Annotated in this window: 19 protein-coding genes; 12 read left to right on the top strand and 7 right to left on the bottom strand. The window is 67.6% G+C overall.

The annotated features are described in order from the left end of the window. Nucleotides 1-34 precede the first annotated feature (34 nt). The gene (locus M2428_RS03180; RefSeq protein ID WP_277523660.1) at nt 35-1,633 is read left to right on the top strand and encodes an ABC-F family ATP-binding cassette domain-containing protein; all 1,599 of its coding nucleotides are present in this window, start codon (nt 35-37) and stop codon (nt 1,631-1,633) included. Between the two features lie 126 nt (nt 1,634-1,759). Here the strand turns inward: M2428_RS03180 and M2428_RS03175 are convergent, their stop codons facing one another. Genes M2428_RS03175 through M2428_RS03160 form a run of 4 tightly spaced genes read right to left on the bottom strand, consistent with a single transcriptional unit; the run spans nt 1,760 to nt 3,861 of the window. Further along, nucleotides 1,760-2,239 (bottom strand): YbaK/EbsC family protein, encoded by a 480-nt coding sequence (locus M2428_RS03175; protein ID WP_277523658.1) that lies wholly within the window; start codon nt 2,237-2,239, stop codon nt 1,760-1,762. A 3-nt stretch (nt 2,240-2,242) separates the two neighbouring features. Beyond that, entirely contained in the window at nt 2,243-3,121 is an 879-nt protein-coding gene (locus M2428_RS03170; protein WP_277523656.1) for an SURF1 family protein, read from the bottom strand. Beyond that, on the bottom strand, nt 3,122-3,415 hold the full coding sequence (locus tag M2428_RS03165; protein WP_277523654.1) for a hypothetical protein: 294 nt from the start codon (nt 3,413-3,415) through the stop codon (nt 3,122-3,124). Further along, nucleotides 3,412-3,861, bottom strand: a complete 450-nt coding sequence (locus M2428_RS03160) for a DUF3099 domain-containing protein (protein ID WP_277523651.1) — start codon at nt 3,859-3,861, stop codon at nt 3,412-3,414. Before M2428_RS03160 ends, M2428_RS03165 begins: the two co-directional genes overlap by 4 nt. A 149-nt stretch (nt 3,862-4,010) precedes the next feature. On the opposite strand from M2428_RS03160, the gene M2428_RS03155 reads away from it, so the two are divergent. The 3 genes from M2428_RS03155 (at nt 4,011) to M2428_RS03145 (ending at nt 6,259) form a co-directional block, all read left to right on the top strand. Next, nucleotides 4,011-4,736 (top strand): beta-ketoacyl-ACP reductase, encoded by a 726-nt coding sequence (locus tag M2428_RS03155; RefSeq protein ID WP_277523649.1) that lies wholly within the window; start codon nt 4,011-4,013, stop codon nt 4,734-4,736. 178 nt (nt 4,737-4,914) lie between these two features. Continuing rightward, nucleotides 4,915-5,334 carry an Hsp20/alpha crystallin family protein gene (locus M2428_RS03150; protein WP_277523647.1) on the top strand — a complete coding sequence of 140 codons (420 nt, stop codon included), beginning with the start codon at nt 4,915-4,917 and terminating at the stop codon, nt 5,332-5,334. Between the two features lie 148 nt (nt 5,335-5,482). Beyond that, on the top strand, nt 5,483-6,259 hold the full coding sequence (locus tag M2428_RS03145; protein WP_277523645.1) for an SDR family oxidoreductase: 777 nt from the start codon (nt 5,483-5,485) through the stop codon (nt 6,257-6,259). 90 nt (nt 6,260-6,349) lie between these two features. Here the strand turns inward: M2428_RS03145 and serB are convergent, their stop codons facing one another. After that, complete coding sequence (gene serB, locus M2428_RS03140) at nt 6,350-7,267, bottom strand: phosphoserine phosphatase SerB (protein ID WP_277523643.1); 918 nt, start codon at nt 7,265-7,267, stop codon at nt 6,350-6,352. 132 nt (nt 7,268-7,399) lie between these two features. On the opposite strand from serB, the gene M2428_RS03135 reads away from it, so the two are divergent. The 5 genes from M2428_RS03135 (at nt 7,400) to M2428_RS03115 (ending at nt 11,505) form a co-directional block, all read left to right on the top strand. After that, entirely contained in the window at nt 7,400-8,185 is a 786-nt protein-coding gene (locus M2428_RS03135; RefSeq protein WP_277523641.1) for an ABC transporter ATP-binding protein, read from the top strand. Between the two features lie 18 nt (nt 8,186-8,203). Further along, nucleotides 8,204-8,989, top strand: a complete 786-nt coding sequence (locus M2428_RS03130) for a sulfite exporter TauE/SafE family protein (RefSeq protein ID WP_277523639.1) — start codon at nt 8,204-8,206, stop codon at nt 8,987-8,989. 35 nt (nt 8,990-9,024) lie between these two features. After that, nucleotides 9,025-9,843, top strand: coding sequence for an RNA methyltransferase (locus tag M2428_RS03125; protein ID WP_277523638.1), 819 nt, complete (start codon nt 9,025-9,027; stop codon nt 9,841-9,843). A 160-nt stretch (nt 9,844-10,003) separates the two neighbouring features. Further along, entirely contained in the window at nt 10,004-10,261 is a 258-nt protein-coding gene (locus M2428_RS03120; RefSeq protein ID WP_011691973.1) for a type B 50S ribosomal protein L31, read from the top strand. Between the two features lie 140 nt (nt 10,262-10,401). Beyond that, complete coding sequence (locus tag M2428_RS03115; RefSeq protein WP_277523621.1) at nt 10,402-11,505, top strand: biotin/lipoate A/B protein ligase family protein; 1,104 nt, start codon at nt 10,402-10,404, stop codon at nt 11,503-11,505. 57 nt (nt 11,506-11,562) lie between these two features. On the opposite strand, the gene pepN is transcribed toward M2428_RS03115, so the two are convergent. Both pepN and M2428_RS03105 read right to left on the bottom strand, forming a co-directional pair. Further along, nucleotides 11,563-14,190 (bottom strand): aminopeptidase N, encoded by a 2,628-nt coding sequence (gene pepN, locus M2428_RS03110; RefSeq protein ID WP_277523618.1) that lies wholly within the window; start codon nt 14,188-14,190, stop codon nt 11,563-11,565. A 34-nt stretch (nt 14,191-14,224) separates the two neighbouring features. Beyond that, nucleotides 14,225-15,235 carry a putative sulfate exporter family transporter gene (locus M2428_RS03105; protein WP_277523616.1) on the bottom strand — a complete coding sequence of 337 codons (1,011 nt, stop codon included), beginning with the start codon at nt 15,233-15,235 and terminating at the stop codon, nt 14,225-14,227. A 142-nt stretch (nt 15,236-15,377) separates the two neighbouring features. On the opposite strand from M2428_RS03105, the gene M2428_RS03100 reads away from it, so the two are divergent. The 3 genes from M2428_RS03100 to M2428_RS03090 are packed head-to-tail and all read left to right on the top strand — an operon-like array spanning nt 15,378 to nt 18,740. Next, on the top strand, nt 15,378-16,973 hold the full coding sequence (locus M2428_RS03100; RefSeq protein ID WP_277523614.1) for a circularly permuted type 2 ATP-grasp protein: 1,596 nt from the start codon (nt 15,378-15,380) through the stop codon (nt 16,971-16,973). Continuing rightward, nucleotides 16,966-17,892 (top strand): alpha-E domain-containing protein, encoded by a 927-nt coding sequence (locus tag M2428_RS03095; protein ID WP_277523613.1) that lies wholly within the window; start codon nt 16,966-16,968, stop codon nt 17,890-17,892. The genes M2428_RS03100 and M2428_RS03095 overlap by 8 nt, the downstream gene beginning before the upstream one ends. After that, the gene (locus M2428_RS03090) at nt 17,889-18,740 is read left to right on the top strand and encodes a transglutaminase family protein (RefSeq protein ID WP_277523611.1); all 852 of its coding nucleotides are present in this window, start codon (nt 17,889-17,891) and stop codon (nt 18,738-18,740) included. The genes M2428_RS03095 and M2428_RS03090 overlap by 4 nt, the downstream gene beginning before the upstream one ends. Nucleotides 18,741-18,885: the final 145 nt, after the last annotated feature.

The raw sequence follows: 18,885 nt of genomic DNA, 5'->3' as shown, positions 1-18,885 counted from the left end.
GCGGCATTCCCTGTTGTGAAAGGCCTTAGCTGCATTGATTACCGTCCAGGATCTCGAACTGCGCGCCGGCGCCCGCCTCCTCATGGACCAGGTGAGCTTCCGGATCGACAAGGGAGACAAGATCGGTCTGGTCGGCCGCAACGGTGCAGGCAAGACAACGCTGACCCGGGTGCTGGCGGGCGAGGGTCTGCCCGCCGCGGGCAAGGTAACTCGCACCGGCGAAATCGGCTACCTGCCGCAGGATCCGCGCACCCCGGACATGGAGCAGCTCGCGCGGGACCGGATCCTGTCCGTCCGCGGCCTGGACATCGCCGTAGGCAAGCTGCGCCTGGCCCACGAAGAGATGGCCAGCGAGGACGCCGCGGTCCAGCGCAAGGCGATGAACCGCTATGACCGGCTGGAATCGGAATTCCTGGCCGCCGGCGGCTATGCGGCCGAAGCCGAGGCGGCAGCGATCTGCTCGAACCTCGCTCTGCCGGACCGCCTGCTGAACCAGCCGCTCAAGACCCTGTCCGGCGGGCAGCGCCGCCGCGTAGAGCTCGCGCGCATCCTGTACTCGGATGCCGAAACCATGCTCCTTGATGAGCCCACTAACCACCTCGACGCGGACTCCATCTCCTGGCTCCGTGAGTTCCTCAAGAACCACCAGGGCGGGCTGATTGTGATCAGCCACGACACCGAACTGCTGGAAGCAACTGTCAACAAGGTCTTCCTCCTCGATCCCAACCGCGCCCAGATCGACTTCTACAACATGGACTGGAAGCGCTACCTCACCCAGCGCGAAACGGACGAGCGCGCCCGCAAGCGTGAGCGCGCCAACGCGGAGAAGAAGGCCCAGGTCCTCTTCGACCAGGCCAACAAGATGCGCGCCAAGGCCACCAAGGCCGTCGCCGCGCAGAACATGGCCAAGCGGGCCGAGCGTCTGCTGGGCGGCCTCGAAGCCGTGCGCGCGACCGACCGCGTGGCAGCCCTCCGCTTCCCGGATCCGTCACCCTGCGGCAAGACCCCGCTCACCGCGGATGGCCTCAGCAAGTCTTACGGCTCGCTGGAGATCTTCACCGACGTCGACCTCGCGATCGACCGCGGCTCCAAGGTGGTCATCCTGGGCCTCAACGGTGCCGGCAAGACCACCCTCCTGCGCATGCTCGCTGGCGTCGACACACCGGACACCGGCGAAGTCGTGGCGGGACACGGCCTGAAAGTGGGCTACTACGCCCAGGAGCACGAGACGCTCGACGTGGACCGCACCGTCCTGCAGAACATGCGCTCGTCCGCCCCGGACATGAACGACGCGGAAGTCCGCAACATTCTGGGCTCGTTCCTGTTCTCCGGTGACGACGTCGACAAGCCCGCCGGTGTGCTCTCCGGCGGCGAAAAGACCCGACTGGCGCTGGCCACCATCGTGGCCTCGAGTGCGAACGTGCTGCTCCTCGATGAGCCCACCAACAACCTCGACCCTGCCAGCCGCGCCGAGATCCTCGGGGCCCTGAGCAACTACACCGGCGCCGTCGTCCTCGTGAGCCACGATGAGGGCGCCGTCGAGGCGCTCAACCCGGAGCGCGTCGTCCTGCTGCCCGACGGCATCGAGGACCACTGGAACGAAGACTACCTGGACCTGATCACGCTGGCGTAGGCTGGGCCCGGGCTCGCCTTCCGCTTTGCACCGCGCTCGATTTGCCGCGTGCTCGCTCGTTCCTCGCTTAGACGCACGCTACACAAATGAAACGCGTCGCTCCGCTAGCGGTCATGTCGCCCCTGGCTAACGTACCTGTAGTTCTTCCGCGCCCGTGATCCTGTGCAGGTCCTCGTAGCTGATGGAGAACATCGAGTTGTGATCGCCTGCCCCCGCCCAGAGCACGCGGTGGACTGACAGGGACTCGTCCAACAGGGTCCGGATCTTCTCCGGGTGGCCGACCGGGGCGACGCCGCCTACCTCCTGGCCGGTGTGTTCCAGGACGAACTCGGGGGAGGCGCGGCGGATCTTGCCCGTGCCCAGTTGCTCGGCGACCTTGTGGACGTCCACTTTCGCCGCGCCGCTGGCCAGGATCAGCAACGGAGTGCCCCCAAGGTCGAACACGAGGCTGTTGGTGATTGCCGCGACGTCGCAGCCCAACGTGGCGGCCGCGGCGGCCGCCGTCGGGACTTTTGAATCGAACACGGTCACGGTGTCCGGGGCGCCCAGGGCGGTGAGGGCACGCTTGACGTTCGCCACCGGTCCGGGAATGGCGTCAGGGTGCACCGCTCAGAACCCCTGGGCGTCGAGGATGGCGTCTTCCTCTTCTTCCGCCGTCGCGTTCTTGCGCTTGCGCGGAGCGGGACGGCGCCGCACGGCCGGGCCGCTGGAGTGCAGGAACACGCCGTCGGCGGCCTCTGCCTCTGCGTCCTCCGCGTCAATCGCGGCGTTGCGGGCCTGCTGCCGGGCGGCGTAGCCGAACCCGACGAACATCAGCACGCCGAACGCGAACCACTGCAGGGAGTAGGAAAGGTGGGTGCCTTCATCGGTGGACGGCTTGGGGAACGGGAACGGCATGTCCTGCACCGCCGGAGACTCCGAGGCCAGTTGTCCGTAGGCGCCCGTGAGCAACGGATAGCCCAGCTGCGCGGAATAGCCGGCCAGATCGATCGAGGCCAGCTGGCCGTCAGGGGCGCCGCGCTGCAGCGCGGGCTCGGCCGGCTTGAGGCGGGCAACCACTGTCGCCGGACCCTGGGGCGGCGCAGGCACTGAGTCGGGCCGGCCCGGGGTGTTGTTGCCGATGGGCAGCCAGCCGCGGTCAATCACCACGGTTTCGCCGGACTCAAGCTTGAACGGCACCACCACCTCGTAGCCGGGCTGGCCGTTGAGCGGGCGGTTGCGGACGACGCGCTGGCCGGCGATGTCGTAGCTGCCCTTGAGTTCAACCTGGGTCCACTCCCGCTCCGGGTTCAGCCGGCTGAACTGGTCCCGGACATCGGCGAACGGCACGGGGTCGGCCGAGTAGTTGGAGACCACCCGGTTGATTTCCGCCAGGGTTTCGGCGCGACGGTCCATCTGCCACCGGCCCAGTCCGACGCAGCCCGCAGCGAAGATCGCGGCCAGCAACAAGTACCCCAGCCATTTACTGGAGAAGAGAAAGCGGTACATTCAGCCGATCCTGCCTGACGGGTCGAGGGGTGAGGTCTCTGCGGAGAGGGGGGCGGTCTCTGCGCCGAGGGCCACAGTCTCTTTCCACAGTCCGCGCGTCTGGAGGTAGTCCTCAAGCCAGGCGCGGTGCTCACCGCATGCTAGCCAGATCTTGCGCCGCTCCGGGGTATGAATCTTGGGGTTGTTCCACAGCAGCTGCCATTCCGCTGCCGTGCGGCAGGCCTTCCGGGAGCAGACGGTGCCGGGGGACGCGGCGGGGTCGCCGCCGGTTCCGGCCAAGTCAAAGAGGTTCATGAAGCTGCCCGTCCGTGGTCGTCGTCGTCGTTCTCATCATCGATCAGCTCGCCCTGCAGCATAGTCTCCGAGCCGTCTCCGTCGTCGGCCGGGTACTGCTCGGCCGGGCCCGCGGGTGCGGCGTCCAGCTCTGCGAGCGGAGCATAGTCCAGGAGGGACTCACTATGGATTTCCGCCCTGTCGCTGCCGTTGGCGATCACCACCGCAACCCAAGGCAGGAAGACGGCCCCAAGCACCGGGATGAGCTTGAACCAGCCATCCACGACAAAGATCAGGATCAGGCAGACCATGCGGATGCCCATGGCGACGGCGTATTTGATCATCCGTTCGCGTATCTCGTCTGAGTGCGCGGCGGCGGCGTCTGTGATGCTGTGTACCTCGGTACCGCCGGACTCGGCGTCCGGCCTCCCGGGCACATGCGCACCGGGTCGGTTTTTGAGTGTCACGGCTGTCAGATCACGCTCCCAAGGCTTACTCCAATTCTCTCACCATCGGCGGAGCCGCCCAAACGGATGCGAACCGGGCGCTAAGATCGGAGGCAGGAAAAATCCAGCCCCCAGCGCGGCCTTCCCTGCCGCAGAACCCGGAGCCCCATATGTCTGACACACCCACCACCGGCCGCAGCGTTCTGATTACCGGCGGAAACCGGGGAATCGGCCTGGCCATTGCCGAGTCGTTCCTGGCCAACGGCGACAAGGTGGCGGTGACCTTCCGCAGCGAATCGTCGCTGCCCGAGGGCATCCTCGGCGTCAAAGCAGACGTCACCGACGAAGCTTCGGTGGACGCTGCGTTCGCGGAAGTCGAAGCCGCCCACGGTCCTGTGGAAGTACTCGTGGCCAACGCCGGCATCACCAAGGACACCCTGCTGATGCGCATGAGCGAGGACGACTTCACCTCGGTGATCGACACGAACCTCACGGGCGCCTTCCGGGTGATCAAGCGCGCGTCCAAGGGCATGATCCGGGCGCGCAAGGGCCGCGTGGTGCTCATTTCCTCCGTTTCCGGCCTGTACGGCGCGCCGGGCCAGATCAACTACTCCGCCTCAAAGGCTGGCCTGGTGGGCATCGCCCGGTCCCTCACCCGCGAGCTCGGCGCGCGCGGGATCACCGCGAACGTGGTTGCGCCCGGCTTCATCAACACGGACATGACGGCCGAGCTGCCCGAGGCCACGCAGAAGGACTACCTGACCAAGGTGCCCGCCGGCCGCTTCGCAGAGGCCTCCGAGGTCGCCAACGTTGTTCGCTGGATCGCCAGCGACGAGGCGTCCTACATTTCGGGTGCCGTCATTCCGGTCGACGGCGGCCTCGGAATGGGCCACTAGGCTCGCGCAGCCCCGCGGAGACCGGACGCGGATGCGGCGGACGACTGCGGTGTCCGCCGTCGTCCGCAGTCCGCTGTGCTGGGCCTTTTTGCCCTTGGCGCTGGGGCGCCGGGAGCGTGTAATGGGCTCACAGCCCCCGACCATGCCACGGCAGGGGCGTGGACCCAGGAGGAAAATCATGAGTGATCTCAGCAAGTGGACGCCCTCGGACATGCTGGAACCGGTTCGCCGCTTCCTTGACGGTGATCTGTCCATCGCGCCAGGGATCAAGATCGAACAGTTCCAAGAGGGCAACACCCTGGTGGTTCGGGCGGAAGTGCCTGGGATCGACCCCGACCAGGACGTCGACGTCTCGGTCAGCGAGGGCATGCTCCATATCGCGGTGGAGCGGCAGGAAACGTCCGAGCACAAGAGCAAGGCCGGGTACCGCTCGGAGTTCCGATACGGCCGGTCCGCCCGCAGCATTGCCCTGCCCGCGGGGGCGAAGGAAGAAGACATCACCGCCACGTACAAGGACGGTGTCCTGGAAGTCCGTGCGCCGGCTCCCGAGGTCGTGACGGGGGAAACGTCGAAGAAAATCCGGATTGACCGCAGCTGACCCAACCGCCGGCGTTGCGGGCCTGACACGTCGGGAACTACACCGCCGGGGCTTCTTTGTGGATGCTGAACAACTGTAATGCCGCGATCCGCTGGCATGATGGATGGCAGACCCACAGTGTTTGGACGTTTGGAACAAAGGAGCTCGTATGGGACTGCTGGAAAATAAGACTGCCATCGTGACCGGTTCGTCGCGCGGAATTGGCGCCGAAGTCGCCAAGATCCTGGCCGCCGAAGGTGCGGCCGTCGTCGTGAACTACCGCCAGAAGGCGCCGCGCGCCAACAAGGTGGTCGCGGAGATCGAGGCCGACGGCGGCCGTGCCGCGGCCGTCGGGGCGGACCTGACCACCCAGGAAGGCGTCCAGGCCCTCGCCAGCGCCGCCATGGAGAACTTCGGCTCGCTCGACCTTCTGGTCCTCAACGCCTCCGGCGGCATGGAGACCGGGATGGAAGAGGGCTACGCACTGAAGCTGAACCGTGACGCCCAGGTGAACATGCTCAACGCCGCCGTGGCGCTCATGCCCGCAGGCTCGCGCGTGGTCTTCGTGACCAGCCACCAGGCCCACTTCATCGACACGGTTCCCACCATGCCGGACTACGAGCCCGTGGCCCGCAGCAAGCGTGCCGGTGAGGACGCACTCCGCGCACTCGTCCCGGCCCTGGCTGACAAGGGGATCTCGCTCGTGGTTGTCTCCGGCGACATGATCGAGGGCACCGTCACGGCCACCCTGCTTGACCGGTCCAACCCCGGCGCCATCGAGGCCCGCCGCGCCGAGGCGGGCAAACTGTACTCGGTCAAGGAGTTTGCCGCGGAGGTCGCCAAGATGGCCACGGCCGACGTCGAGACCGGCCACACCGAATACGTCGGCGGCGCCGACTACTTCGATAAGACCGCAGATAAGACAGCAGACAAGAGCTCCAGCTAGGAGCTCAGGCCACCAGAAGCTCCGAAAAGGCACGTCTCGGCAATGTTTTGACTAAACATTGCCGCGACGTGCCTTCTCGCGCTTAACGCATCAGACCCCCGCGATGTACCGCACGGCGTCGAGATAGGGAAGATTGACGGCGGCGTCCGCGGCGGCACGTACGGCCGGCTTGGCGTTGAAGGCGATGCCGATCCCGGCGGCGCCCAGCATGTCGAGGTCGTTGGCGCCGTCTCCCACGGCAATGGTGTGTTCCATGGGGATGCCCTCGGCGGCGGCCCACTCGCGCAGGTACTTCTCCTTGGCCGCCCGGTCGATGACGTCGCCGAGCACTTTGCCGGTCAGCGCGCCGTCGACGATTTCGAGTTCATTGGCGATCCAGTAGTGCAGCCCCAGGTCCTCGGCGATCGGCCGGAGGATCTGGTTGAACCCGCCGGACACCACGGCCACGGCATGGCCGGCGGCCTGGAATGCCGCCACGAGTTCGGCGGCGCCCTCGGTCAGCCTGACCTCGGCGCGGACCCGCTCGACGACGTCCGCCGGCAGTCCGGCGAGCACCGCCACCCGGGCGTGCAGGCTCTGGGCGAAGTCCAACTCGCCGCGCATGGCCGCCTCTGTCACGGCCGTCACTTCCTCGCGCTTGCCGGCGTAGGCGGCCAGGAGCTCGATCACTTCCTGCTGGATGAGCGTGGAGTCCACGTCCATGATCAGGAACTTTCGCGGCGCGGTGCGCAGCGCTGTGGGAACCAGCGCCGTGTCCACGCCGTCGATACCGGCGGCCGCCAGCGCCCGGCGCGGCCCGTCCAGCCGGGCTTCCGTCATGGCGCCGGGCCCGCCGCCCTCTGGGGCCTCCAGCGCGCAGTCCGCCGCATACACCTCGAAGCGCCCGTCGCCGGCGCGGGTTTCGGCACCGACACTGAGCCCCGCAGCCGTCAGGAGCGAACGCAGCCGCTGGATCTCGGGAAGGGACAGTTTCAGGCCGTAGCTCACTGCGGTCATGTTCGAACTCATGGCCTCAATCCTAGCGAGCAGGCGCTGGACGGCCCGAATTCGTTGCGCCCGGGCCGGCGCCGCGTGACGCTGCACGGCAGCCCGCGGCGCCGGTTATCAGTCGTCCGCTTTTTTGTCCTAGTGTCTACTCCTATGAGTGATGTTCTTGAAATGGCCGGCGTCAGCGTTGTACGTGGGGCTAAAACCCTCCTGGACAAGGTGGACTGGCAGGTCAAGGAGGGCGAACGCTGGGTGATCCTGGGACCCAACGGCGCCGGCAAGACCACACTCCTCCAGCTGGCCGCGGCCCGGATCCACCCGACGTCCGGAATGGCGGGCATCCTCGAGGAAGTCCTCGGCGCCGTCGACGTCTTCGAGCTCCGGCCCCGGATCGGCCTGTCCTCGGCTGCCCTGGCCAGCCAGATCCCTGAACACGAGAAGGTCCTCAACGTGGTGGTCACCGCCGCCTACGGCGTGACCGGCCGCTGGCGCGAAGGCTACGAGAAGAACGACGAGCGGCGCGCCTTTGGGCTGCTGAACGAGTGGGGGATGGGCCCGCTGCTCAACCGCCCCTTCGCCTCGCTCTCCGAAGGGGAGCGCAAGCGCGTCCAGATCGCCCGCGCCCTCATGACCGATCCTGAGCTCCTGCTCCTGGACGAACCGGCCGCCGGGCTCGATCTCGGCGGGCGCGAGGACCTGGTCCAGCGCCTGAGCGAACTTGCTAGCGACGCCGCCGCCCCGGCGATCGTCCTGGTCACCCACCACCTCGAAGAAGTGCCGCCGGGCTTCACGCACGCGATGCTCATGCGCGACGGCGGTGTAGTGGCCTCCGGTCCGCTGCCGGAGGTCCTCACCGCCGGAAACCTGAGCGAAACGTTCGGCCTGCCGCTGGACGTCACCGTCAACGCCGGCCGGTACACCGCGACCGCCAGCCGCTGACGGGTCCGCTGACCCCGCGTGGAGTTCCTCAATAGCGCCTTCATTTTCTTCGCCGGGCTGTGGGCGGGAACCATCAACAGCGTCGTCGGGTCCGGCACCCTGGTCACGTTCCCGGTGCTGATCGCCCTGGGCTACGCCCCGGTCACGGCCTCCATCAGCAACGCCATGGGACTCGTGGCCGGCAACGCCACCGGCGCCTGGGGCTACCGGAAGGAGCTCGAGGGCCGCGGCAAGCAGCTGCTCCGGCTCCTGCCCGCCTCGCTGCTGGGCGCCGTCACCGGCGCCTACCTGCTGCTCCACCTGCCCGAGCAGGTCTTCTACTACGCCGCCCCCGTCCTGATCGTGCTGGCCCTGCTGATGGTGGTCTTCCAGCCGCGGCTCCAGCGGTGGGTGAAGAACCGCGAGGAAAACCCTGAGCACGCCATCCGGGACCGCCGCCACAGTGTCCTGCTGGTGGCGCTTGTGTACCTGGCCGGCGTCTATGGCGGCTACTTCGTCGCGGCCCAGGGCATCCTGCTAGTTGGCATCCTGGGCGTGTTCATGACCGGGACCATCCAGAACGCCAACGCGATGAAGAACTTCCTGGTCCTGGGCGTGAACGTGGTCGCGGCTTGCTCCTACCTTCTCTTCGCCTTCGACCGGATCGACTGGGGCGTGGTCGGACTGATCGCCGTGAGCTCCCTGATCGGCGGCGTGATCGGCTCCAAGGTGGGGCGCCGGCTCTCCCCGCCGGTCCTGCGCGGGGTCATCTTCGCCCTGGGCCTGGTGGCACTGGGATTCATGATCGCCAACCTGTTCAAATAGCCACCTTGAAATAAACCAGCTGAAATGATCTGCCCGTGACCTTCCACTATCTCGAATCCGCCGACGACCCGCGGGTTTCCGACTACACGCAGCTCACTGACGTGCACCTGCGCAAAGTCCGGGAACCCGCCGAGGGCCTCTACATCGCAGAATCCTCCCGTGTCCTGCGCCGGGCGCTGGCCGCGGGGCACCGGCCGCGGTCCTTCTTCCTTGCCGAGAAGTGGGCCGAGGACCTGGCGGATGTCTTTGAGCAATACCCGGACGTGCCGGCCTATATCGGCTCCGCGGCGCTGCTGGAGGAAATCACCGGCTTCCACCTGCACCGCGGCGCCATGGCCGCCATGCACCGGCCCGCCCCCGTGCCGCTGGCGGATCTGCTCGCCGGCGCCCGCCGGGTTGCCGTGCTCGAGGACATCGTGGACCACACGAACGTCGGCGCCATATTCCGCTCGGCCGCGGCCCTGGGCGTGGACGCCGTCCTGGTCTCGCCGCGCTGCGGGGATCCGCTCTACCGCCGCAGCGTGCGGGTCAGCATGGGGACAGTGTTCCAGGTGCCGTGGGCCCGGCTGGACGACTGGGCCGGTGGCCTGGCCGCGCTTCAGGAACAAGGCTTCACCGTGGCGGCCATGGAGCTCACGGATGACGCGGTGGACCTCGACGTGCTCGCGGCCCGCCGCCCGGAGCGGCTGGCCCTGGTGCTGGGCACCGAAGGCGCCGGCATGAGCGCCGGGACCCTGTCCGCCGTCGACCTCGCCGTGAAGATCCCGATGCGCCCGGGCGTCGATTCGCTCAACGTCGCCGCGGCGTCGGCGGTGGCGTTCTGGGAGCTCCGCCCAAAGGACCAGGCAAACTGATTCGAATGACGGTTGCGCCGCGCTAACGTGCGCCAATGGTGTTCGTCAGTGGTCCGGCTATCGGCTATCATTGATAGCTGGCCGTCCGGTGATTTCCGCCGGCCATCCCATTCATACCTGGCAACTGGCAAAATCCAGTTGTGCGAACAAAGGTCCAATTATGAAGTCTAATACTCACCCGAAGTACGAAGCTGTTGTTTTCAACGACCTGGCTTCCGGCGTCAAGTTCCTGACCAAGTCCACCGTGTCTTCCAAGAAGACCATCGAGTGGGAAGACGGCAACACCTACCCGGTCATCGACGTCGAAATCTCCTCTGAGTCGCACCCGTTCTACACGGGCAAGCAGCGCATCATGGACTCCGCAGGCCGCGTCGAGCGCTTCAACGCTCGCTTCAAGGGCTTCGGCGGCAAGAAGTAACCTTCTTCCCCAAGGTCTGATGGAAAGCCCGCACCGGCAACGGTGCGGGCTTTCTGCGTCTCTGCTGCCGTTCCGGTTTGCGGGGGATATCGGGTTCGCGGTTTCGCGGGTTCCCAGATGCATGCGGCAGGATGGATGTCATGACATCCCATCCCGTGGCCGCCGCTTCCAGCACTGACGACGACGGCGGCCGTCACCACGGCGAGTACAAGGTCCCGGGTGGCAAACTCGTGGTCGCCGATTTCGACGTCGTGGACGGCGTACTGGCCAACGTCTCGCTGAGCGGGGACTTCTTCCTGGAACCGGACGAGGCGCTGCCGGAGATCAACCGGGCCCTCACCGGGCTGCCCGTCGACGCCGGCGCCGCCGACATCGCGGACGCCGTGACGGCGGCCCTGCCCGAAGGCACCGTGCTGTTCGGCTTTTCCGCCGACGCCGTCGCCGTCACCGTCCGCCGCGCCCTCGCGAAGGCTACCGGCTGGGCGGACCACCACTGGAACATCATCGCCCCGTCCGTCCTGCCCACCCACGTCAACGTCGCCCTGGATGAGGTCCTGACCGAGGAAGTCGGCGCCGGCCGGCGCAATCCCACCCTGCGGTTCTGGGACTGGGAGGAGCCGTCCGTGGTGATCGGCAGCTTCCAGTCCGTCCGCAACGAACTCCACCCCGAGGGGGTGGCCCGCCACGGCATCAGCGTGGTCCGGCGGATCAGCGGCGGGGGAGCGATGTTCATGGAGGCCGGGAACTGCATCACCTACTCGCTCTACCTGCCGCAGACCCTCGTGGACGGCATCAGCTTCGCGGACTCCTACCGTTTCCTGGACGCCTGGGTGATGGCGGCCCTGGAAAAAGTCGGCATCAGCGCCTTCTATGTGCCGCTCAATGACATCGCCACGGAGCACGGCAAGATCGGCGGGGCGGCGCAGAAGCGGCTGGCCAACGGAGGGATGCTCCACCACGTCACCATGAGCTACGACATCGACGCCGAGAAGATGGTCGAGGTGCTGCGCATCGGCAAGGAGAAGCTGTCCGACAAGGGCACCACGAGCGCCAAGAAGCGCGTGGATCCGCTCCGCCGCCAGACCGGCATGACCCGGGCCGAGATCGTCGCAGCCATGATGGACGTCTTCGCTGAACGCTACGACGCGACGCCGTCCGTCCTCACCGACGCCGAGCTTGAGGCCGCCCGGCGCCGGGTGGAGTCCAAGTTCGGCACCGCCGAGTGGCTGCACCGGGTTCCCTAACCGCCCGAGTTCCCTAACAACCCGGGCACCCGGCCCGGCCGCTTAAACCCAGGCCGCTTAAGCGCCGAGGGCCGGTGCCGTCAGCGCCTGCGCCTTGAGGGAACGGTGCAGGTGGCTGCGCTGTTCGATGATGATCCGGCGCAGGGCGCGGGGCGCGTCGGGGTGGTCAGCCAGCCAGTGGTCGGTGCGGACAATCACGGCGTGGGTCTCGGGTGTTCCGCCGTGGCCGTCCAGGTCCTGTCCGGCAGGATAGAAGCCGCGGACAATCCGGCTGGCGATCTCGATGCTCCGGTCCGCCCAGATCTGCTCGAGGGATTCGAAGTACGGGTCGATGAACCCGGCCAGCAGCGAGGCCGCACCGGTGTTGAACCCGGCGATGGTGGCGCTCAGGAGCTGGTTGGACAGTCCCGTGCCGTGGACGGCGGCCTCCCACGCTGCGGCCTTGACGGACGCCTCGGGGCGGGCGGCCAGGGCCGTGGCATGCCCGGACTTGCCGGCCGCCGTGTTGTCCCGGGCAAGCTCCTGGTCCAGCTGCTCCGGTGTGGCCTGGCCGTTGGCTGCCAGTCCGTGCCAGAGATTCCAGCGCAGTTCTGCGTCCACGGCGAGGCCATCGATCACGGTGCTGCCGTCCAGGATGCCCCGGAGCAGGTCCAGGCGGCTGGCGTCGTAGCGGCTGGTCGCAGCCAGGGTTCGAGCCCAGGCCAGCTGCTGATCGGAGCCCGGCGCTGCCGCCTGCAGCTGTTCGGCGGCCGTGGTCAGGAAGCCGCGGCGCACGGCGTCCCGCTGGCCCCGGGGTACGTAGCGTTCGACCGCCGTCGAGGCGTTGCCCAGCACGTTGAGCAGGACGCCGATGCCCGGTTCAGCCGGCCCGAAGCGCTGGACGGCGTCGACGTAGCGGGAAGCCGGGGTGACGGCGTCGCGGGCCGAATCCCACAGCGCCGTCCAGCACAGCGCCCGCGCCATGGGATCGTTCAGCTTGTCCAGGGAGCCGCGCACTGTGGCCTCGGAATGCGGGTCGAGCCGGACCTTGGCGTAGCTGAGATCGTCGTCGTTGACCAGCAGCAGGGCAGGCCGTCGTTTGCCGGCCAGGTCGGTCACGTCGGTCCGGGCGCCGCTGACATCGGTCTCGACGCTGTCCGTACGGACCAGTGCGCCGGCGTCGTCCAAGTCGTAGAGGCCAATCCGCAGCCGGTGCGGCCGCGGCTCCTGCCTGCCGGTGGCGGGATCCACGGCGTCCTGCAGGACGACGACGGCGCTGAGCGCGTCCTCGTGCCCGGTGATCTCACAGGAGAGGGTGGAGATGCCGGAGGTCTGGAGCCATTGGCGGGCCCATTCGCCGAGGTCCCGACCGGATGCCGCGCTGAGTGCCGCCAGCAGCTCGGCGAGGGTGGTGTTGCCGTAGGCGTGGTCCCGGAAGTACTGGCGGGAACCCGCAATGAAGGCATCGAACCCGACGTAGGCCACGAGCTGCTTGAGCACCGAGGCGCCCTTGGCGTAGGTGATGCCGTCGAAGTTCTGCTTCGCGGCTTCCAGGTCCGGGATGTCGGCAACGATGGGGTGCGTGGTGGGCAGCTGGTCCTGGACGTAAGCCCATGCCTTGCGGTTGTTGGCGAAGTTCACCCAGGCCGTGTCCCAGTCCGTGGTCCGGTCCACCCCGAGGGTGCCCATGTAGTCGGCGAACGATTCCTTGAGCCACAAATCATCCCACCACTTCATAGTGACGAGATCGCCGAACCACATATGCGCCATCTCGTGCAGGAGCGTGTTGGCCCGGGCCTGGTATTGCGAATCGGCGGCCCGGGAGGTGAAGACGTAGCTTTCGGTGAAGGTCACCAGGCCCGGGTTTTCCATGGCGCCGAGGTTGTACTCGGGCACGAACGCCTGTTCGTATTTGCCCCACGGGTAGGGGAAATCAAAGAGTTCATTGAAGTAGGACAGCCCGTTCTTGGTGAGGCTGAACAGCGCTTCGGCGTCGAAGGACGCGGCCATGGAGGCGCGGCAGTATAGCGCCAGCGGCACGTCCAGGACCGTACCATCGCCCAGTGTGCCGCTCCAGGCGTCCTCGGCCTTGAAGTACGGTCCGGCCAGGACGGTGGTGATGTAGGTGGACATCGCCTTGGTGGGGGCGAAGTCCCAGCGGCTCGTGGCGGGATCGGACGTTAGCTGGGTGCGCAGCACCTCGACGCCGTTGGAGGACACCTGCCAGTCGGAGGGGGCCATGACGTGGAAGGTGAACTCGGCCTTCAGGTCGGGTTGCTCAAAGTTCGCGAATACCCGGCGGGCGTCGGCGGGTTCGTACTGCGTGTAGAGGTAGCACTGCCCGTCCGCGGGATCGACGAAGCGGTGCATGCCCTCACCGGACGTGCTGTAGAGCGCTGTGCCGGTGATGGTGACCTGGTTCTCCGGCTGCAGGTTCTCGAGCCGGATCCGGGAACCGTCCACGACGTCGGCTACTGGGAGGCCCTTGCCGTTGAGGAAGACGCTGTGCACGCTGTCCGCGATGAAATCCACGAAGGTCGATGCCCCGGGTTCGCCGGCCGAGAAGGAGATGACGCTGCGGCTTGTGTAGCCGGCGATGTTCGGGTCGGCGGCCTGCCGGACGTCGAGGGAGACATCGTAGCTGTGTGTGGTGATGAGGGCGGCACGGGCCGCGGCCTCGTCGCGGCGCAGATTCTGGTTTGACACCCAGCTATCTAATCACGGGAGCGTGTGCGCGGGATCACGCCGGCGGGAACATCAGGCAGGCGGCCGCCAGGCCCAGCAGGGCGATCAACAGCCAGGACGCCAGCGCGGCCAGCAGGGCGCGTGCACCGGTGTGCAGCAGCTGCCCTACGCGGACGGCGGAGCCCAGCCCGAACAACGCCATGCCCAGCAGCGCGTCCTGGAGGGCGGCGGCCGCGTCCAGGATTGCGGGGGAGAGCCACCCGGTGGTGCGCAGGCCCGCCAGGGCCACGAATCCGATGACGAACAGGGGGATCACCGGCGGGCGCTTGGCTCCGTCGGCTGCGGTGCCCAGCCGGTGGTGGAACCCCGCGGCGGCGACCATCGGCGCCAGCAGGATCACCCGGGTGAGTTTGACGACGACGGCGACGGCCAGGGCCGCGGCGCCCGCGGTCTGGGCGGTGGCGACCACCTGACCGACGTCGTGCACCGAGGCGCCGGTCCACGCCCCGAAGAGCTCCGGGCCCAGGCCCAGCGGCCGCGCGAGCAGGGGGAGCACCCCGATCGCCAGCGTTCCGCACAGGGTCACGAGCGCCACGGGCAGCACGGTTTCCTCCTGCCGGATTCTGCGTACGGCGGCCATCGCCCCGATCGCGGAGGCCCCGCAGATGGCGAATCCGGTGGCCACCAGCAGCGCTACGCGGGGAGGAAGCCGGAAGAGCCTGCTGATGCCGTACGTGCCAGCGAAGGCGGCCAGCACCACGGCCGTCACGAGCAGCAGCGCCGCCCAGCCCAGGCCCAGCACATCGCCGAGGCTGACCTTCAGGCCCAGCACCACGATCCCGGCCCGCATGAGGTGCTTGCCGGCGAAGTCGAGCCCGGGACGCGCCGGCCCTGCGGTCCACCCCGCTACGCCGGGCAGGTTTGCGGCCAGGAGCCCGAGGAGGACGGCCAGGGTCATCGCCGGCAGAGCCGGGAGCAGAAGATGGACGGCGACGGCGGCGGCGACGGCAACTGCGGCGCCGATCAGGCCGGGTGCGGCCGCGGCCGCAGATCTCTTGGGGGGCACGCCCCTACATTGCCGTACCGGCCGGAAAAACCGTAACCGCGGCCGTCCCGGCAGTCGGCCCCGGACTGCGCGGCCGGCACCGACCGCCGTGCCGCGGGCTGTCGAAATGATTTCGTAACGAAAAGGTGGTTGGCTAGTGACCATGTCTGACCTATTCCAGGATTACTCCGTGGCCGCCGGCCGAAGCGGCGCCTACGACGAGATGTTTGCCCCCGGCCAGGAAGCCCGGAAGTCCTACGGGCAGGTGGCGGTGGCCCTGCGTGAACTGTCGTTGGCTGACGTCAGCGCGCGTGCCGATTCCATGGCGCGGACCTTCCTGGACCGGGGCGTGACGTTCGACTTCGCGGGTGAGGAGCGGCCCTTCCCCCTCGACATCGTTCCCCGGGTGATCCCCGCCGATGAGTGGAGCGTGCTGGAACGCGGTGTGGCCCAGCGCGTCCGTGCCCTGGAAGCCTTCCTCAATGACGTCTACGACAAGATGACGGTGGTGTCCGACGGCGTCATCCCGCGCCAGCTCGTCACGACCAGCGCGCATTTCCACCGCCAGGTGCACGGCTTTGAGCCGGCCGGCGGCGTCCGCGTTCACATTTCCGGGATCGACGTCGTCCGCGACGCCGCGGGCACCTTCCGCGTCCTGGAGGACAACGTGCGCGTGCCCTCCGGTGTCAGCTACGTCCTCGAGAACCGCCGGGCCATGGCCAAGGGCCTGCCCGAGGCCTTCGGCCAGCAGCTCATCCGCCCGGTGGAGGAGTATCCCCGCCGGCTCCTGTCGGCCCTGCGGAAGACGGCGCCGTCCGGCGTCGACGATCCCACCGTGGTGGTCCTGACCCCCGGCGTGTTCAACAGCGCCTACTTCGAGCACACCCTGCTCGCCGGCCTGATGGGTGTCGAACTCGTCGAGGGCCGCGACCTCATCTGCCGCGGCAACCGGGTCTACATGCGCACCACGGCAGGCGAGCAGCGCGTGGACGTCATCTACAAACGGATCGACGATGAATTCCTGGACCCGTTGCAGTTCCGTGCAGACTCCATGCTCGGCTGCCCCGGCCTGGTCAACGCTGCCCGCGCCGGCGGCGTCACGATCGCCAATGCCGTGGGCAACGGCGTCGCCGACGACAAGCTGGTCTACAGCTACGTGCCGGACCTCATCCGGTACTACCTGAACGAAGAGCCCGTGATCGCCAACGTGGACACCTTCCGGCTGGAAGAGAAGGAAGCCCGGGAATACGTCCTGGACAACCTGGCCGAGCTCGTGGTGAAGCCCGTCGACGGTTCCGGCGGCAAGGGCCTGGTGATCGGCCCGGACGCGTCCAGGGACGAACTTGAGGCGCTGCGCAAGCGCGTCGTCGCCGATCCCCGCGGCTGGATCGCGCAACCGGTGCTGCAGCTGTCCACCGTCCCCACGCTCAGCGGCGACAAGTTCGGCCCCCGGCACGTGGACCTGCGCCCGTTCGCCGTCAACGACGGCGAGGACGTCTGGGTTCTCCCCGGCGGGCTGACCCGTGTGGCGCTCAAGGAGGGCTCGCTGATCGTCAATTCCAGCCAGGGCGGCGGCTCGAAGGACACCTGGGTCCTGGCCGATTCCCCGCAGGTTCCCGTCGAGGTGATCCCGCGGCCCACCATCGCGGTCCGCGAGCGGGTTTCGGTCTGGCCGGTGGAGAGCAACTGGCGCGACAGCCAAAAAGAGCAGCAGCAGCAGCAGATTTCTGACGCGCAGGAGGTAACCGCGAATGCTTAGCCGTATTGCCGAGTCACTGTTTTGGATCGGCCGCTACGTGGAACGGGCCGACGGCACCGCCCGGATCCTCGACGTCCACCTTGAGCGGCTCAACCATCTGCCCATGGAGGAACAGCGCAGCGTGGCGCAGGAACTCCTCGCCGTCATGGGTGCCCGTACACAGAATGAGGATTTCGGCCTGCCCGAACTGCTCAACGCCCTCGCCTACGACAAGCAGAGCGCCACGTCCATTGCCGGCTCCCTCGGCGCGGCCCGGGAAAACGCCCGCCGCGCCCGCGAGACCGTCTCCTCCGGACTCTGGGAGAGCCTGAACACGACCTACTACGGGCTGAACCAGCACCGCAAGGACGTGGTGGGCACCTACCGCTTCTGCAACTGGGTCTTGGAGCGCACCGCCATGGTCAGTGGTCTGGCCGACACCACTGTCAGCCACGATGAGAGCTGGCAGTTCCTGGTCCTGGGCCGGTCGCTGGAGCGGGCCGACATGACCGCGCGCATGCTCTCCACCCGCGATGTCCTCTCGGCCGGCATGTCCTGGGTGAACATGCTCCGCTGCGCCGGCGCGTACGAATCGTTCCTGCGGACCCGCCGGGCGGCGTTCGGGGACCAGCACGCGGCCGAATTCCTGCTCCTGGACCGGCTGTTCCCGCGGTCCATCGTCTACGCCCTGCGCGACGCCGACGAGTGCCTGGCGATGCTCGACCCCTCGGCCCAGCGCGTCGGCTTCATCAACGACGCCCGCCGGATTGTCGGCCAGGCCCGCACCTTCCTGGAGTTCCACCGCACCGATGACCTCATGTCGGAGCTGCCGGAGCACATGGAGCGTGTGCAAAAGGCGGTTTCGCAGGCCTCGGACGCCATTTCCCGTAAGTACTTCAATCAGGCAGACGAGCTGGCCTGGGTGGGAGAAGTTTCATGACCCGGCTGAACATCGTCCACAAGACGGCCTACAAGTACAACAAACGCGTCACCCTGTCCTACAACGAGGCCCGGATGACCCCGCTGACGGACCCGCAGCAGGTGGTCCTGGAGTCCTCCATGAAGGTCTCGCCCTCGCAGGCGGCCATGAGCAGCTACCGCGACTACTGGGGCACGCGCGTGACGGCTTTCGACATGCAGATGCCGCACGAGCACCTCGAAGTCCTGTCCACCACCACCGTTGAGGTGCACCGGGTCGAGAAAATCGCGGCCGAAGCCGACATCGTCGGCTGGGACGTCCTGGCCGCCCCGGAGACGCTCAACCAGTTCAGTGACTGGATTCCGCAGTCCCAGCTGACGAGGCCGGGTTCCGAGGTGCTCGCCATCATTCCCGGGGTTGTGGAGGGGAAAACGCCGCACGAGGCGGCCATGGCGGTCTTTGCCTGGATGCGGGGCGAAATGACCTATATGAAGGGCTCCACCGGCGTCACCACCAACGCCGAGCAGGCCTGGAACCAGCGCCAAGGCGTCTGCCAGGACCTGGCACACCTCGCCATCGGCTCACTGCGCAGCTGCGGCATCCCGGCCCGCTACGTTTCCGGCTACCTGCACCCCCGTTCGACGGCGGACCTCGGCGAGACGGTTGCCGGCCAATCCCATGCGTGGCTCGAGTGGTGGGACGGCGAATGGCGGAGCTGGGACCCGACCAACCACAAGCCGGCGGGGGACTTCCACGTTACTGTGGCCCGGGGCCGCGACTACCGCGACGTGCCGCCGCTCAAGGGCATCCTGTCCGGCGGCGGCGGTTCGGCCCTCACCGTCAGCGTGGAGATCACCCGCCTGGCCTAAACCGCGCCGCGCCTCCCCGTTGCGCTATCAGATCGGGCTGCTCTGAAGCGCCCAAAGTCAACTGGTGGGAGCAACGCCGGGGATTAGGCTGCGTGCAGCAGCTGGTTCAGCCGGCTGGCTGGGGTTTCGAGGTTGAGGGTGGGCC

This window comes from Arthrobacter sp. ES3-54, assembly GCF_029504395.1.
In the GTDB taxonomy this organism is placed as follows: Bacteria; Actinomycetota; Actinomycetes; order Actinomycetales; family Micrococcaceae; genus Arthrobacter.
This window is presented reverse-complemented; position numbering and strand designations above follow the sequence as displayed.

What these genes read in the sequence shown, in the direction of transcription:
- M2428_RS03170 (WP_277523656.1), bottom strand. Translation starts at nt 3,121, where the DNA reads ATGTACCGCTTTCTCTTCTCCAGTAAATGGCTGGGGTACTTGTTGCTG.
- M2428_RS03095 (WP_277523613.1), top strand. Translation starts at nt 16,966, where the DNA reads ATGCTTAGCCGTATTGCCGAGTCACTGTTTTGGATCGGCCGCTACGTG.
- M2428_RS03135 (WP_277523641.1), top strand. Translation starts at nt 7,400, where the DNA reads ATGAGTGATGTTCTTGAAATGGCCGGCGTCAGCGTTGTACGTGGGGCT.
- M2428_RS03090 (WP_277523611.1), top strand. Translation starts at nt 17,889, where the DNA reads ATGACCCGGCTGAACATCGTCCACAAGACGGCCTACAAGTACAACAAA.
- M2428_RS03155 (WP_277523649.1), top strand. Translation starts at nt 4,011, where the DNA reads ATGTCTGACACACCCACCACCGGCCGCAGCGTTCTGATTACCGGCGGA.
- M2428_RS03120 (WP_011691973.1), top strand. Translation starts at nt 10,004, where the DNA reads ATGAAGTCTAATACTCACCCGAAGTACGAAGCTGTTGTTTTCAACGAC.
- M2428_RS03100 (WP_277523614.1), top strand. Translation starts at nt 15,378, where the DNA reads ATGTCTGACCTATTCCAGGATTACTCCGTGGCCGCCGGCCGAAGCGGC.
- M2428_RS03165 (WP_277523654.1), bottom strand. Translation starts at nt 3,415, where the DNA reads ATGAACCTCTTTGACTTGGCCGGAACCGGCGGCGACCCCGCCGCGTCC.
- M2428_RS03115 (WP_277523621.1), top strand. Translation starts at nt 10,402, where the DNA reads ATGACATCCCATCCCGTGGCCGCCGCTTCCAGCACTGACGACGACGGC.
- M2428_RS03145 (WP_277523645.1), top strand. Translation starts at nt 5,483, where the DNA reads ATGGGACTGCTGGAAAATAAGACTGCCATCGTGACCGGTTCGTCGCGC.
- M2428_RS03150 (WP_277523647.1), top strand. Translation starts at nt 4,915, where the DNA reads ATGAGTGATCTCAGCAAGTGGACGCCCTCGGACATGCTGGAACCGGTT.
- serB (WP_277523643.1), bottom strand. Translation starts at nt 7,267, where the DNA reads ATGAGTTCGAACATGACCGCAGTGAGCTACGGCCTGAAACTGTCCCTT.